Below are 16,836 nucleotides of genomic sequence, written 5' to 3' on the forward strand. Positions count from 1 at the left end.
TTCAGTCCTTCAGCAGGGGGGTCACGCGGAGGCGGTGCGGTAGCGGCGGACGCTGAGCACGGTGGTCACCAGGAACAGCAGGCCGAGCGAGATGGCGATGACGGCCGCCGGGTGCTCGGACGGGAAGCTCGGCGACACCGTGACGGGGTTGCCCCACAGGTGCCGCAGGGCGGTGATGACGGCGCTGACCGGGTTCCACTCGGCGATCGGGCGGATCCAGCCGGGCAGCTTGTCCACGGACAGGAAGCCGTTGGACATGAAGGAGAAGACGACGGCGACGATGCCGGAGACCGACTCGATGGTCTCCACGTTCTTCGACACCATGCCGAGCAGCACGCCGACCCAGAGCATCGTGTACATGAACACCGCGAGCAGCGCGAACCCGGCGAGCACGGACAGGGGGTCGTTGTGCGTGCGCCAGCCGAACAGGAAGCCCGCCGCGACCACGATCACCAGGCCGATCATGGTGATCACCAGGTCGGCCAGCGTGTGCCCGACCAGCACCGCCGACCGGGAGATCGGCAGCGACCGGAACCGGTCGATCAGCCCGCCCTGGAGGTCGAGGCACACCGCGACGGCGGTCGGGCCGATGCTGGCCAGCCCGACCTGCGCCGCGACACCGGCGAAGATGAACTCCATGTAGTTGTTGCTGCCGGGGATCTCGATGGCGCTCTGGAACAGGTAGCCCAGGGCGATCATCGTGACCAGCGGGTTGAGGGTGATGCCGACGAGCCTGCCGGGGTTGCGCTTGAGGCGGCGCATCCGGCGCCCGCCGATGGCGAGCACCTCGGTGAGCGTCGCCAGCGGTCCGGCGGGCCTGGAGGGCCGCACCGGTTCGCCGCGTTCGGGTTCCAGCTGCTGGTTGTCGTCGCCGACGACGGCCGTGGTGCTCACGATTCCCCATCTCCGATCTCGGATTCGAGCACCCGGCGGAGGTCCGCCGCGACAGCCGCGCCGATCAGCGCCTGCGGTTCGGGGTGCATCATGTACTCGTGTCCACAGTGGACGGGGTGCAGCTCGACCGGCCCGTCGACGTGGGGTGCCCAGGCGGCGGCCAGTTCGCCGACCTCGGCCTCGGTCAGGTCCTCCACGGCCGCGAACAGCCGCATCGCACCGGTGTAGCGCGAGGGGGTGAAGCGCTCGACGAGCTTCGCGTGGTTGCGCACCACGGCCAGCATCGCGAGCAGCCGCTCCTCCCCCAGCTCCGCCAGGGGGTTGCGGTCGCGGCGGAGCACCTCGACCACGTCCCGAGCGGTCAGCTCACGGCCGTCGAACTCGGCCCGGTCGTGGCCGATGACCTCCATGACCCGCACCAGCTGCTCGCGGTCGTCCACGTCCTCGTCGTCGTGGCCGGGCCGGTGCGGGTAGCCGTCGAGGTTGACCAGCATCTCGACGGTGTCGCCCGCGGCCTGGAGCCGGACCGCGATCTCCTGCGCCAGCACACCGCCGAACGACCAGCCGAGCAGGTTGTACGGCCCCTCGGGGCGCACCTCCTTGATGTGGCCGACGTACAGCTCGGCCACCTCCTCCATCGACGTCGGCAGCGGGGCCATCCGCCCGACGCTCGGCGACTGGACGCCGTAGATCGGGTGCCGCTCGTCGACGTGCCCGGCCAGCCCCACGTACGGCAGGGCTGAGCCCAACCCGCTGTGGATGAAGAAGAACGGCGTGCGGTCACCGGTCGGCCTGATCGGCAGGACGGTGGCGAACGGGTCCTCCTGGTCCAGCTCCTCGATCTCGTGCAGCGCGCGGGCCATCGAGGCCGCACCGGACGCGGCGTCCGGGTCCGGCTCGACCTGGGCCGCCGCCGCGAGCGCCCGCACGGTCTTGTGCACGAACACGTCCGCGATGGTGAGCCGCAGACCGGCCTTGCGGGCCCGGCTGACGACACCGGTCGCGAGCAGCGAGTGCCCGCCCAGCTCGAAGAAGTCGTCGTCGATGCGGACGCCGTCGACGCCGAGCACGTCGCCGAACACCTCGACCAGCAGGTGCTCCGCGGCCGACTCCGGCTCGCGGGTCGGCGTCCGGGCGCCGAAGTCCGGTTCCGGCAGCGCCTTGCGGTCCACCTTCCCGTTGGGGGTCAGCGGGAACGCGGGCAGCACGACCAGCGCGGCGGGCACCATGTACTCCGGCAGCGCGACGCCGAGCGACCTCTTGACCTCGGCCGTGTCGATCCCGCCGCCGTCCGCGAGCGGCTCGCCGCTGCCCGGTACCAGCAGGTACCCGACGAGCCGCTTGTGCCCGCCCGCGTCCGTGCCGACGGTGACCACGGCGTCGACCACGGCCTCCTCGGCCCGCAGCGCGGCCTCGATCTCGCCCAGCTCGATCCGGTGGCCGCGCACCTTGACCTGGTGGTCCTTGCGGCCCAGGAACTCGATCTCGCCGTGGCGGTCCCAGCGGACCACGTCGCCCGTGCGGTACATCCGGGAGCCCGGCTCGCCGAACGGGTTCGCCAGGAACCGCTCGGACGTCAGGTCGGTGCGGTTGAGGTACCCGCGCGCCAGCCCGTCACCGGCGATGTACAGCTCGCCGGGCACGTTCGGCGGCACCGGGCACAGGGCGCCGTCCAGCACGTACACGCTGGTGTTGCTGATGGGCCTGCCGATCGTCGGCGTGCCGGTCCCGGCCTGGTCCACGTTGGAGACGGTGGACCAGATGGTGGTCTCGGTCGGCCCGTACATGTTGCGCACCTCGTGCGCCGCGGCCCGCAGCGCGTCGGCCAGCGACTCGCTGAGCGCCTCGCCGCCGGTGATGACGACCCGGACCCGCCGCAGCGACTCCGGCGTGGTGCCCACCAGCGCCTGCCACAGGCTCGGCGTGGCCTGCATGACCGACGTGCGGCTGGACACCATCAGCTCGCCCAGCGCGATCGGGTCCCGCACGGTGTCGCGGTCGGCGACGATCAGCTTCGCGCCCGCCACCAGCGGCACGAAGATCTCCAGGTTGGAGATGTCGAAGCCGAACGTGGTGACCGCGAGCAGCCGGTCGGCCTTCGTCATCGACAGCCTGCCGCACATGTCCGTGATCAGGTTGGCCAGCGCGCCGTGCGGGACGACGACGCCCTTCGGCCTGCCCGTGGAGCCCGAGGTGTACATGACGTACGCGGGGTGCGTGGGCGCCAGGACCTCGCTCCGGTCGGCGTCGGTCACGTCGACCGCACCGCCGCGCTTGCGCAGCGCCCGCTCGGCCTCAGCGCCGCCGAGCACGAAGCTCGGCGTGCCCGCCAGCTCGGGGACCCGGTCGGCCGCGGTCTCGTCGGTGATCACCAGCACCGGCTCGGCGTCGTCGAGCATGAACCGCACCCGGTCGGCCGGGTGGTCCAGGTCGATCGGCAGGTACGCGGCGCCGGACTTGAGGACCGCGAGCGCCGCCACGATCAGGTCGGCGCCCCGTGTCAGCGCGATGGCGACGACCCGCTCCGGTCCCGCTCCCCTGGCGATCAGCTCGCGCGCCAGCCGGTTGGCCCGCGCGGTGAGCTGCCGGTAGGTCAGCGCCACGTCGCCCGCGACGACCGCGGTGGCGTTCGGCGTGCCCGTCGCCGTGGTGGAGATCAGGTCCGGCAGCACGAACGCGCTGAGCGCGCGGCCGGTGTCGTTCCACTCCACCAGGATGCGGTGCCGCTCGGCGACGCTGAGCACGTCCACCTCGCTCAGCGCGGCGTCCGGGTTCGTCACGACGGCGCGCAGCAGGCGCACCAGGCGTTCGCCGATCTCGTCCACGGTGTGCGCGGTGAACAGGTCGGTGCGGTAGGCCAGCACGCCGTCCATGCCCGAGGGCGTGCCGTCGTCGTGCTGCTCGACCAGCTCGAACTCCAGGTCGAACTTGGAGCGCGTCGCCTTCATCGGCACGACGCCGCTCTCCAGCCCCGGCATCGCGTCGGCGGGCTCGTCGTTGTTCTGGAACGACAGCATCACCTGGAACAGCGGGTGCCGCGACAGCGACCGGGTCGGGTTGACCGCCTCCACCAGCGCCTCGAACGGCAGGTCCTGGTGCGCGTACGCCCCGAGGTCGGCCTCCCGGACGCGGTGCAGCAGCTGGCGGAACGTCGGGTCGCCCGCCGTGTCCGTGCGCAGCACCAGGGTGTTGACGAAGAAGCCGATCAGGTCGTGCAGCGCCTCGTCGGTGCGGCCCGCGATCGGGCTGCCCAGCGGGATGTCCGTGCCCGCGCCCAGCTTGGTGAGCAGCGCCGAGACCGCGGCCTGCACGACCATGAACACGCTGGCGCCGGTCTCGCGCGCCAGTGCCACCACGCCGGCGTGCAGGTCCGCGGGGACCGCGAACTGGCGCACGTCGCCGTCGTAGCTGCTGATCGCCGGACGGGGGAAGTCCGTCGGCAGCTCCAGCTCCTCGGGCAGCCCGGCGAGCGCGTCGGTCCAGTAGGCCAGCTGCGCGGACAGCACGCTGTCCGGGTCGGTCTCCGAGCCGAGCCACTCGCGCTGCCACACCGCGTAGTCGGCGTACTGCGCCACGAGCGGCGCCCACTGCGGGGCCCGGCCCGCGTGGCGGGCCTCGTACGCGGTGGCCAGGTCGCGGGCCAGCGGCGCGGTCGACCAGCCGTCGAACGCGATGTGGTGGAACACCAGCAGCAGCACGTGGTCGCGCTCGTCGAGCACGAACAGGTGCGCCCGCATCGCGGTGTCCGAACCGAGGTCGAAGCCGCTGTCGACCTCGGCGGCCACGGTGTCGAACAGGTCGGCCTCGGCCACGCGGCGCACGGCCAGCTCGGTGGGGGCCTGGGCCAGCACCTCCTGGTAGGGCACGCCGTCGACGTCCGGGAACACCGTGCGCAGGATCTCGTTGCGCGCCACCACGTCGCCGAGCGCGGCGGTCAGCGCCCCCACGTCCAGGTCCCCGGTCAGCCGGACCGCGAGGGGGATGTTGTAGGTGCCGGTGGACTCCTCCTCCATCCGGTTGAGGAACCACAGGCGGCGCTGGGCGTAGGACAGCGGCAGACCTTCGTCGCCGTCGCGCTCCCTGGCCACGAGCGCGGGCCGGGCGCCCTCGGCGCCCTCGACCAGCTTCGCCAGCCCGGCGACCGTGCGGGCCTCGAACAGCGCCCGCACGGGGAGTTCGACGTCCAGGACGGTCCGGACGCGGCTGACGACCCGCGTGGCGAGCAGCGAGTGCCCGCCCAGGTCGAAGAAGTCGTCCTCCACACCGACCTCGGTGGCGCCGAGCACCTCGGCGAACACGCCGCAGAGGATCTCCTCGACCGGGGTGCGCGGTCCGCGCACGGCCCGCGGCTGGGCCGCGAAGTCCGCGGCGGGCAGCGCCTTGCGGTCCACCTTGCCGTTGGGGGTCAGCGGCAGGACGTCGAGCACGACCAGCGCGGACGGCACCATGTACTCCGGCAGCGACCCGGCGAGGTGCTTGCGCACCACGGCGAGGTCGAGGCCGTCGTCACCGGGAGCCGGGACGACGTACCCGACGAGCCGCTGGTGGCCGCCCTGGTCGGAGCTGACCGCGACCGCCGCGTCGCCGACGACGTCGGCCGACCGCAGCGCGGCCTCGACCTCGCCCAGCTCGATGCGGTGCCCGCGGATCTTGACCTGGTGGTCGCGGCGCTCCAGGAACTCCAGCTGGCCGTCGGGGCGCAGCACCACGCGGTCGCCCGTGCGGTACATCCGCGCGCCGGGCTCGCCGAACGGGTCGGCGGTGAACGCCAGCGCGGTCTTGGTGCGGTCGCCCAGGTAGCCGCGGCCGACGCCCGCGCCGCCGACGTACAGCTCACCGGCCACACCGGCGGGCACGGGACGGAGGTCGTCACCGAGCACGTACAGCCGGGTGTTGCGCACGGGCCGGCCGATCGGCACGCGTGCCCCGCCCAGCTCGTCGTCCTTGGTGATCACCGCGTGCGTGACGTCGTCCGAGCACTCGGTGGGCCCGTAGGCGTTGACCAGCGCGATGTCCGGGAACCGCTGGAACCACCGGCCGCACAGGTCGGGCGGCAGCGCCTCGCCCGTGACGACCAGCCACTTGAGGCCGGGCAGTTCCGGCGCCTCGCCGGTGACGTCCCAGGAGTCCAGCGCCGCGCGCAGCAGCGACGGCACGACCTCCAGGACCGTCACGCCCTCGGTGGGGATCGTGGCGAACAGCAGGTCGGGGTCCACGGCCGTGTCGCGGCCGACGACACGGGTGGTGCCGCCGACGAGCAGGGTCGTGAGCATCTGCCAGACGGAGATGTCGAACGTGACCGGCGCGTTGTGCACCAGCTTGTCCGCGGCGGTCACCTCCAGGTCCTCCACCTTGCACAGCAGGTGGTTGACCATGCCCGCGCGGTGCACCATCGCGCCCTTGGGCTTGCCGGTCGACCCGGACGTGAAGATCACGTACGCCAGGTCGTCCGGCGCGCCGAGAGCGGGGGCCAGCTCGGTGTCCACGGCGTCGTCGAGCACGACCACCTCGACCCCGGCCGCGTCCGCGATCTCCGCGGCCAGTTCGCGGTGCGCGTCGTCCACGACCAGGCGCGTGGCGCCGCTGTCGGTCAGCAGCGCGGCGATCCGCGCCACCGGCGCGGCCACGTCCAGCGGCACGTAGCCGCCGCCCGCGCCCAGCACGCCGAGCACGGCGGTGACGAACCCGATGCCCGGCGAGGCCAGGACGGCCGACAGGTCGGAGCCGGGGACCCGGCGGGACAGCGCGCTCGCCCGGCCGACCAGTTCGGCGTAGGTCACCCGAGCGTGGTCGTCCACGACGGCGACGGCGTCCGGAGTGGACAGTGCGAACCCGCGCACCCGTTCCACCACGCCCTCGTACACCTCGGGCTTCACGTCGCCGGTGCCGATGGCCAGCAGCTCGGCGTGCTCGCCGTCCTCCAGCACGTCCACCCGGCTCAGCCGCGTGTTCGGGTCGGCGACGACGGTCCGCAGGAACGCGACCAGCCGCCGCGCCACCCGCTCCGCCGACGCCCTGGTGAACAGGTCGGTGCTGTACTCGACGACCCCGCGCATCCCGGCGGGCAGGCCGTCGGCGTACTGCTCCTCCAGCAGAACGGTCAGGTCGAACTTCGACCGCAGCGACCGCACCGGCTCGACCCGGCCGGTCAGGCCGGGCAGCAGCAGCGGCGCGTCCTCACTGGTCTGGAGGGTGAGCATGACCTGGAACAGCGGCTGCCGGTTGAGCGAGCGCACCGGGTTCAGCGCGTCCACGAGGTGCTCGAACGGCACGTCCTGGTGCTGGTAGGCGGCCAGGTTCGTGTCGCGGACGCGGTGCACCAGGTCGCGGAACGTCGGGTCGCCGCTGGTGTCGGTGCGCATGACCAGCGTGTTGACGAAGAACCCGACCAGCTCGCCCAGCTCCTCGTCGGCGCGGCCCGCGGTGGGGCTGCCGAGCGGGATGTCCGTGCCCGCGCCCAACTTCGTGAGCAGGGCGGACAGCGCGGCCTGGAAGAGCATGAAGATGCTCGCCCCGGAGTCGCGCGCCAGCGCCACCAGCGCCCGGTACAGCTCGGGGTCGACGGCGAACTCCAGCTCGTCGCCGTCGTAGGAGCTGACGGCGGGGCGCGGGAAGTCGGTCGGAAGCTCCAGCTCCTCCGGCAGGTCGGCCAGCGCGCCGGTCCAGTACGCGAGCTGGTGGGCCAGCAGGCTGTCCGGGTCGTCGTCGCTGCCGAGGAGCTCCTTCTGCCACACCGCGTAGTCCGCGTACTGCACGGGCAGCGGCTCCCACTCGGGCGCCTGGCCGGTGCTGCGGGCCTGGTAGGCCGTGCCGAGGTCGCCGACCAGCGGCGCGATCGACCAGCCGTCGAACGCGATGTGGTGGATCACCAGCAGCAGCACGTGCTCCGTCGGCGAGACGGAGAACAGCCGCGACCGCAGCACGGGTTCCACCGCGAGGTCGAACGCCAGGTCGGCCTCCGCCGTCATCGCGTCCGGCAGCTTCGCCTCGGACAGCCGCTTGAGCGGCAGCTCCGGGTAGCCCTCCGGGGCGTCCAGCACCCGCTGGAACGGCTCGCCCTCCACGTCGGGGAACACCGAGCGCAGGATCTCGTGGCGCACCACCAGGTCGTGCAGCGCGAGGCGCAGGGCGTCCACGTCCAGGTCGCCGACCAGGCGCACGGCCAGCGGCACGTTGTAGGTGCCGCTGGAGCCCTCCTCCAAGCGGTCGAGGAACCACAGGCGCTGCTGCGCGAACGACAGCGGCACCACGCCGTCCTCGGACCGCTCGGCCGGAACCAGCGCGGGACGTCCGACGCCCGCGACGCTGTGCACCTGCTCGGCGACACCGGCCACCGTGCGGGTCTCGAACAGCGCGCGGATCGGCAGCTCCACGCCGAGCGCGGCGCGGGCGCGGCTGATCACGCGGGTGGCGAGCAGGGAGTGCCCGCCCAGCGCGAAGAAGTCGTCGTCGATGCCGACCTGCGGCAGGTCGAGCACGTCGGCGAAGATGCCGCAGAGGATGTCCTCGACCGGCGTTCGCGGGCCGCGGCCACGGCCCTGGCCCGCGAAGTCGGGCTCGGGCAGCGCCCTGCGGTCCACCTTGCCCTGCGAGGTCAGCGGGATCTGCTCCAGCACCACGATCGCGGACGGGACCATGTACTCCGGCAGCGACTCGACCAGCAGCTCGCGCAGGCCGACGGGCACGGTCGTGCCCTCGTCCACCACGACGTAGGCGACCAGGCGCTTGTCACCGGTCGGGTCCTCGCGGACGACCGCGACGGCCTGCGCGACCGCGCCGTGCGACACCAGCGCCGACTCGATCTCGCCCAGCTCGATGCGGAACCCGCGCAGCTGGACCTGGTCGTCGGCGCGGCCGACGTAGTCGAGCTGCCCGTCGGCGTGCCAGCGCACCAGGTCGCCGGTGCGGTACATGCGTTCGCCGTGGCCGGAGAACGGGTCGGCGACGAACCGCTCGCCCGTGAGCCCCGGCCGGTTGAGGTAGCCGCGGGCCAGGCCGCCGCTGACGTACAGGTCGCCGACCACACCCGCGGGAACGGGCTGGAGCACGGAGTCCAGCACGTACACGCGGTGCGCCGAGGTCGGCGTGCCGATCGGCGGCCGTCCCCCGCCCGAGAGCGGGCCGCCGACGGTCGCGGCGATCACGGACTCGGTCGGGCCGTAGCCGTTGAACATCCGGTGCGTGGCCGACCAGCGGGCCACGACCTCCGGCGGGCAGGCCTCGCCCGCGACCACGATCACCAGGTCGTCGGGCAGCACCGTGCCCTCGGCCAGACCGCCCGCGACGACCGGCGGCAGCGCGGCCAGCGTGACGCCGTTGTCGGTGATCAGGTCGACCAGCGGCTGACCGGGCGCGCGGGCCTCGTCGCCCGCCACCACGACCGTGCCGCCTGCCAGCAGCGGGAGCGCGAACTCCCAGACGGTGGCGTCGAAGCTGTAGGAGGCGAACTGGAGGACGTTGGTGTCCGGCGTGATCTCGAACTTCTCGATCAGGCTCGCCGCCATCGCGACGAACCCGCGGTGGTCGACCACGACGCCCTTGGGCCTGCCGGTCGAGCCGGAGGTGTAGATGACGTACGCCGGGTGGCCCTGGCTCAGCGGTTCCCGCCGCTCCGGGTCCGTCACGTCGTGCGACGGCAGCGCGTCCAGCTCCGCGACCAGGTCGGGGGCGTCGATCGCGAGCACCGGCGCGCCGGTCACCGTCAGTCCGTCGGCCACCGCCGTGGTGGACAGCAGCACCGACGGGTTCGCGTCGGCGACCATGTAGTCGACGCGGTCGGCCGGGTACTTGGCGTCGATCGGCAGGTACGCCGCGCCTGCCTTGAGCACCGCGAGCACGGCCACGAGCGCCTCCAGCGAGCGCGGCATGGCCAGCGCCACCACGTGCTCCGGTCCGACGCCCCGGCCGATGAGCAGCCGGGCGAGCTGGTTCGCGCGGGTGTTCAGCCCGGCGTAGGACAGGCTCGTCCCCTCGAACACGGCCGCGACCGCGTTCGGTGCGGCGCAGGCGCGGGCCTCGAACACCTCGGGCACGACCTGCGGCGCGATCGGCGCGGGCGCGCCCGCCCACTCGCCCAGGATCAGCGCGCGCTCGTCGGCGGCCAGCAGGTCGAGCCGCGCGAGCGGCACGTCCGGCTCGGTCACCAGCGAGGTCAGCAGGCGCCGGAACCGGTCCACGATGGATTCCACGGTGGGCTGGTCGAACGAGTCGGAGCGGTACTGCGCGAGCAGCCGCAAGCGCTTGCCGGGGTAGACCATCAGCCCGAACGGGTACTCGGCGACCAACCGGCCGTCGGCTCCCAGGACGCGGACGCCGGGGATCAGGTCGCTCAGGTCGTCCACGTCGTGCGGGTAGTTGTGGAAGCTGACGACGGTGTCGAACAGCTCGCCGATCCCGACCAGCTGCTGCACCTCGGCCAGGCCGAGGTGGTGGTGCGGGGCCAGGTCGAACTGGTCCTCCTGGAGCTTCGCCAGCAGGTCGGCCAGCGACGCCGTCGGGTCGAGCGCCACCCGCACCGGCAGCGTGTTGAGGAACAGGCCGACCATCGACTCCATGCCGGGCAGTTCGGCGGGACGGCCGGAGCTGACCGCGCCGAACGCCACGTCGCGCTTGCCGGTGAGCCGTCCGAGCAGCACGGCCCAGCAGCCCTGCATGACCGTGTTCAGCGTCAACCCGCGGGCCCTCGCCCACGACGACAGCCGGTGGGTGACGTCCTCGGGCAGGTCGACGACGAACGACTCCGGCACGTCGGACACGCGCTCGCGGTCGGCCGGACCGAGCTTGGCGGCCTCGGCGAAGCCGTCGAACGCGGCCGACCAGGCGGCGCGGGCGGCGTCGACGTCCTGCGCGCCCAGCCAGGCCAGGTAGTCGCGGTAGGGCGGGACGGGCGGGAGCGCCGCGGTGTCGGCGCCGTTGGCGCACAGCGTGAACAGCTCGCGGGCGAAGATCGGCATCGACCAGCCGTCGACCAGGATGTGGTGCACCGCCCAGAGCAGGCGGAACCGCTCGGTGCCCACGCGCACGGCGGTGAACCGCACCAGCGGCGGCTCGGTCATGTCGAACCGGCTCGCCCAGTCGGCGTCGGTCAGCCGCGCCAGCTCGGCGACGGCGTCCTCGTCGGCCATGCCGGTGAGGTCGACCTCCTGCCAGGGCAGCGTCACCGACGACCGGATGACCTGCACGGCGTCGCCCGCCGGGCGCGACCGGAAGGACGCGCGGAGGGCCGGGTGCCGCCGCACCAGCGCCTCGGCGGCGGCGCGGAACGCGGCCACGTCCAGCGGGCCCTCCACGTCCACGACCGCCTGGAGGGTGTAGACGTCGCTGCCCTGCTTGTCGTACTCGGCCTGGAAGAGCAGGCCCTTCTGCAACGCCGAGAGCGGCAGCACGTCGTCCACGCCGCCCGCGCTCTCGAAGTCCTCGACCTCGGCCTCGGTGAGCGAGACGAGCGGGAAGTCCGACGGGCTGTGCCCGCCGGTGGCGCCGACGAACGACTCCAGCACCTCGAACCACGACCGCGCGATCTCGTCCACATCGGACTCGGCGAGCAGGTCTCCCGCCCACAGCCAGTCGGCGACCAGGCGCGGGCCCTCGGGGCGGTCCTCGGTGACGGGGGTGACCGCGAGGACGTGCCGCAGCGGCATGTCCGGGCTGACGCCCGTGCCGACGACGGACTCGCCGCCGTCGAGCGACCACTGCGCCGACGTGCCTCCCGCGGCGAACCGGCCCAGGTAGTTGAAGCCGATCTGCGGCACGCCGAAGCGGGCGAGCGCGCCGACGGTCTGCGGGTTGAGGTGGCGCAGCAGGCCGAAGCCGAGACCGCGGTCCGGCAGGGCGCGGAGCTGCTCCTTGACGCGCTTGACCGCCGCTCCCCCGGTGGCGTCACCGGGGTCGACGCGCAGCGGGAACACGCTGGTGAACCAGCCGACCGTGCGGGAGAGGTCCAGGTCGTCGGCGACCTGCTCGCGGCCGTGGCCCTCGACCTCGACCAGCACGCCGGAGTCGTCCGCTCCCAGCCGCGTGCGCCGCCAGCGCGCCACGGCCAGGGCGAGTCCCGCGAGCAGCACGTCGTTGATCTCGCCGTGGAACGCGGTGGGCACGGTGGTCAGCAGCGCGGTGGTCGTCGCGGTGGGCAGCACCAGGCGCAGCGACCGCGCCGTGCCGTAGGTGTCCAGCTCCGGGTCGAGCGGACGCGCGCCCAGCGGCGGGTCGACCGGCTTGACCTGGGCGGTCCACAGCGGCAGCTCGCGGGTGCGGGCCGCGGCGCGGGCGTTCTCCGACAGCGCCTTCGACCAGCGGCGGTAGGACGTGCCGACCGGGTCGAGCGCGACCGGGCGGCCCGCGGTGACGGCGTCGGTGGCCGCCTGGAGGTCGGGCACGATGATGCGCCACGAGACGCCGTCGACCACGAGGTGGTGCACGACCAGGACCAGCCGGTCGCCGACCAGCGCGGCCCGCACGACCCGGCCCTCCTCGGGCGCGAGGCCCTGCCTGGCGGCGGCGACGGCGCTGTCCACGTCGGACGCCTCGGCGATCTCCACGGTCACCGAGCCGACCGGCAGGGTCTCCAGGGACCACAGGCCGTCCACCGGCACGGAGAGCTTCGCCCGCAGCACGTCGTGGTGGTCCACGACGGCCTGGAGCGCGGTGGTGAGCACCTCGCGGTTCGCGGGCACCCGCACCACGACGTACTGGCTGTACTGGCGGGTGCGGTCGGTCAGCGACTCCAGGTCCTCGCGCAGCTGGTGCGCGATCGGGGTCAGCTCGACCTCGCCGACGCCGTCGGCGACCGCGACCACCTGGGCGCCGACCGGACGGGCGATCGTCGCGATGGCGGACGGGGACCGGTGGCGCAGCACGTCCCGCGAGGTGATCAGCAGACCGGCGCGGCGGGCGCGGCTGACGACCTGGATGGAGCTGATGCTGTCGCCGCCGAGCGCGAAGAAGCTGTCCTCCACGCCGACCTCGGGCAGGCCGAGGACCTCGGCCATGACCTCGCACAGCACCCGTTCCTCGGAGCTGCGGGCGGTGCGACCGCGCGGGCCCGCGGAGAAGTCCGGCTCCGGCAGGGCCTTGCGGTCCACCTTGCCGTGCGGGGTCAGCGGCATCGCGTCCAGCACGAGCAGCGTGGAGGGCACCATGTACTCCGGCAGCACGCCCGTGAGCCGGGCGCGCACGTCGTCGGTGTCGACCGGGGTCCCGTTGTCGGAGACCAGGTAGCCGATGAGCCGCTTGCTGCCGACCGGGTCGGTCACGACCGCGACGGCCGCGTCGCCGACGTGCGGCAGGGCGCGCAGCGCCGCCTCGACCTCTCCCAGCTCGATCCGGTGGCCGCGCACCTTCACCTGGTGGTCGCGGCGTTCCACGAACTCCAACTGCCCGTCCTCCCTGCGGACCACCCGGTCCCCGGTGCGGTACATCCGGAGACCGGTGCCCGCGAAGGGATCGGGCACGAACGTGGTCGACGTCCTGGCCGGGTCGCGCAGGTAGCCGCGCCCCACCCCGAGACCGCCCACGTAGAGCTCGCCGGGGACGCCGGGCGGCACGGGCCCGAGGTCGTCGCCCAGCACGTACAGCCGCGTGCCCCGCACCGCGCGCCCGATGGGCACGCGCGCGGTCGCGACGGCGTCGTCCACGGTGATCGTCGCGTGCGTGACGTCGTCGGAGCACTCGGTGGGCCCGTAGGCGTTCACCAGCGGGATCGTCGGGAACCGGGCGAACCAGCGCAGGCACAGGTCCGGCGGCAGCGCCTCGCCCGTGACCACCAGGCGGCGCAGCGAGGGCAGCCGCGGCCGGTCGCCGACGACGTCCCACGCGTCCAGCGCGGCGCGCAGCAGCGACGGGACGACCTCCAGCACCGTCACGGACTCCTCGGCCACCAGGCCGAACAGCGCGTCCGGGTCGGCCGCGGTCTCGCGCGTCACCACGCGCACCCGGCCGCCGACCACCAGCGGCGCCAGCATCTGCCACACGGAGATGTCGAACGTGAGCGGGGCGTTCTGCACCAGGGAGTCCGCCGCCGTGAGGGCGAGGTCGTCGACCTTGGCGAGCAGGTGGTTCACCATGCCGCGCCGGTGCACCATCGCGCCCTTGGGCTTGCCGGTCGAGCCGGACGTGAAGATCACGTAGGCCAGGTCGTCCGGCAGGCCCACCGCGGGCGCGAGCGCGTCGAGCGCGTCCTCGGCGTCGTCCAGCACGACGACGTCCACGGCGTGACCGGCCGCGCGGGTGATCTCCTCGGCGAGCGCGCGGTGCGCGGCGTCGACCACGAGGTGGCGGATCCCGTTGTCGGTCAGCAGGTCGGCGCTGCGCCGCACCGGGGCGCGCGTGTCCAGCGGCACGTAGGCGCCGCCCGCGCCGATCACGCCGAGCACGGCGGAGACGAACCCGGTGCCGGGGGCGCCCAGGACGCCGACCAGCGCCGCGGGCACGCGGCGGGACAGCGCGCTGGCGCGGCCGACGAGCGAGCCGTAGGTGGTGCTGACGTCGTCCTCGACGATCGCGACCGCGTCGGGGTAGCGGGCGGCCAGCGCGCGCACGGTCTCCACGACGTCGGCGTCCGCGCCCTCGGTGAACGCGCCGGTGCCCTCGTCCAGCCAGCCCGCGCGCTCGGTCGCGCTGACCACGTCGACGCGGCCCAGCGGCACGTCGTCGGCGACGGTGGCGAAGGTGACCAGGAACTCGGCGAACCGGTGCAGGTGGTCCTCGACCTCCTGCGCGGTGTACAGCTCGGGGTTGCCGTTGACGTGGATCTCGGCGCCGCCGTCGGGCGCGTCCACGACGGTGATCATCAGGTCTTCGATGAGCCCGGTCGACAGGTTGTTGACCTCGACGTCGCACGCGCCGAGCGCGAACGTCGTCTGCTGCGGCAGGATGTTGACGAACGGCCCGAACGGGCGGCGGTCCTCCGAGGACAGACCCATCTCCCGGCGGATGCGGCTGACCCGGTACCGCTGGTGCTTGAGCACCTGGGCCAGTTCGCGCGAGGTCCGCTTGAGCAGCTCGGCCTTCGTCGCGTCCGGGCGGACCTGGACGCGCAGCGGCAGGTAGTTCGCGATCATGCCGGGGATCGCGCGCATCGTGGCACCCATGCGGGCGGTGGCGGGCAGCGTGAGCAGCACGTCGCCGACGCCGGTCATCCGCTGGGTGTAGACGCCGACCGCGGACAGGACCACGGCGGGCCAGGTCGACGCGGACTTCGACGCCAGCTCGCGCAGCGCGGCGGCCGTCCCGGCGGGGACCGCGGTCGTGCGGCGGAGGAAGCCGCGCACGGCGGTGGCGGTCTGCTCGCGCTGCGACAGGCTCGGCAGGTCCGGCACCTGGTCGAAGCGGGCGGCCCAGAAGTCGCGGTCGCGCTGGAACCACACCGAGTCGGTGTAGGCCTTCTCCGCGTCCAGCAGCTCCTTGAGCGGCGGCAGCGTCCCCTCGGCGGTCGACCGGCCCTCCACCAGCGCCTGGTAGAGCTCGGCGAGCCTGCGCCAGTACACGACCTGGCTGTACCCGTCGCACAGCAGGTGGTGGATGCACATGTAGAAGAAGTGCCGGTCCGGGGCCAGCTCCACGACCGCGATCCGGAACATCGGGAAGTCGTCCAGCGTGAACGGCGTGGCCAGGTCGGCCGCCATCCACTCGACGGCCTCGGCCTCGTCCAGCCGCAGCTCCGCGATGGGCACCTCGGCCATCGGCTCGACGACCTGGCGCGGTTCGCCGTCCACCTCGACGTAGCGGGTGCGGGCGCACTCGGCCTCGACGATCAGCCGCCGCACGGCCGCGCGGAACGCGGGCGCGTCCAGCGGACCCCGGATGTCCAGGTAGCCCGCGGAGTTGTACGCGACCCCGCGTCCGTGGAACTTCTCGTCGAACCAGATCTCCGCCTGACCGGCGGACAGTGGCAAGCTCGCCGCTGCGGTCATCAGGTGCTCCTCGTGGTGGCCGTCGGGGGCGCCGGGAGCCGGGAACCGTTCTCCGCCAGCACTTCGGCGCCGTAGATGTCGGCGATCCACTGGTCGTGGTAGATGGTGTCCAGGTACCGGTCGCCGAGGTCGGGCGAGATGGCGACGGCCGACAGGTCGTCGCCGGGTGCGTTGCGGGCGAGCCAGTCCATCGCGCCGCTGATGACCGTGCCGGTCGATCCGCCGAACAGGAAGCCGTGGCGCACCAGCGTCCGGCACGCCCGCACGGTGTCGATCTCGGCGACGTGCACGACCTCGTCCACGATGGACTCGTCGAGCAGCGGCGGCCGGACGCTCGTGCCGAGGCCGGGCAGCATCCGCGGCTGGGCCGGGGTCCCGAAGGTCACGGAGCCGACGCTGTCGATGGCGACGATCCGCACCGACGGGCGGTTCTCGCGGAAGTAGCGCGAGCAGCCCATGAGCGTGCCCGTGCTGCCCGCGCCGATGAACAGCACCTCGACCTCGGGGAAGCTCTTGAGGATCTCCGGCCCGGTGGTGAGGTAGTGCGCCATCGCGTTGCCGGGGTTGGCGTACTGGTTGAGCCAGACGTAGCCCCGCTCGCGGCGCATCCGCTCGACGTAGCGGATGCGCGCGCCGAGCAGCCCCTCCTCGGGGTGCGGCTCGGTGACGACGTGCACCTGCGTGCCGAGCGACTGCATCAGCTGCCGCGCGCCGAGCGTGCACCGCGTGTCCGTGACGCACAGGAAACCGTAGCCCTGGCTCGCGGCCACCAGGCTGAGCGCGACGCCGAGGTTGCCCGACGAGCTCTCGACCAGCGTGTCGCCCGGTCGGAGCACGCCGGTGCGCACGGCGGTGGCGACCATCTCGGTGGCGGCCTTGAGCTTGATGGACCCGGCGAAGTTGAAGCCCTCGCACTTGAGGTACAACGGGTGCCCGGACAGCGTCCTGAGGTCGACGTACAGATCGTCCACGTTGAACTCTTGCGGCGTGGATATGACTGGCATGAACCGACTCCTACGAGATCGACCAGCAG

At 73.1% G+C, this 16,836-nt stretch carries 3 protein-coding genes; all 3 read right to left on the reverse strand.

Annotation, left to right across the window (positions count from 1 at the left end; all coding sequences use genetic code 11):
- Positions 1–21: 21 nt before the first annotated feature.
- From VFZ92_RS40865 to sbnA, 3 genes are read right to left on the reverse strand one after another with little or no spacing between them, the layout of a single operon-like run.
- Positions 22–894 (reverse strand): ABC transporter permease, encoded by an 873-nt coding sequence (locus VFZ92_RS40865; protein ID WP_330883299.1) that lies wholly within the window; start codon positions 892–894, stop codon positions 22–24.
- Positions 891–15,803, reverse strand: coding sequence for an amino acid adenylation domain-containing protein (locus VFZ92_RS40870; RefSeq protein WP_330883301.1), 14,913 nt, complete (start codon positions 15,801–15,803; stop codon positions 891–893). Before VFZ92_RS40870 ends, VFZ92_RS40865 begins: the two co-directional genes overlap by 4 nt.
- Positions 15,803–16,807 carry a 2,3-diaminopropionate biosynthesis protein SbnA gene (sbnA, locus tag VFZ92_RS40875; RefSeq protein WP_330883303.1) on the reverse strand — a complete coding sequence of 335 codons (1,005 nt, stop codon included), beginning with the start codon at positions 16,805–16,807 and terminating at the stop codon, positions 15,803–15,805. Before sbnA ends, VFZ92_RS40870 begins: the two co-directional genes overlap by 1 nt.
- Positions 16,808–16,836 lie beyond the last annotated feature (29 nt).

The organism is Umezawaea sp., assembly GCF_036375055.1.
GTDB lineage: Bacteria > Actinomycetota > Actinomycetes > Mycobacteriales > Pseudonocardiaceae > Umezawaea.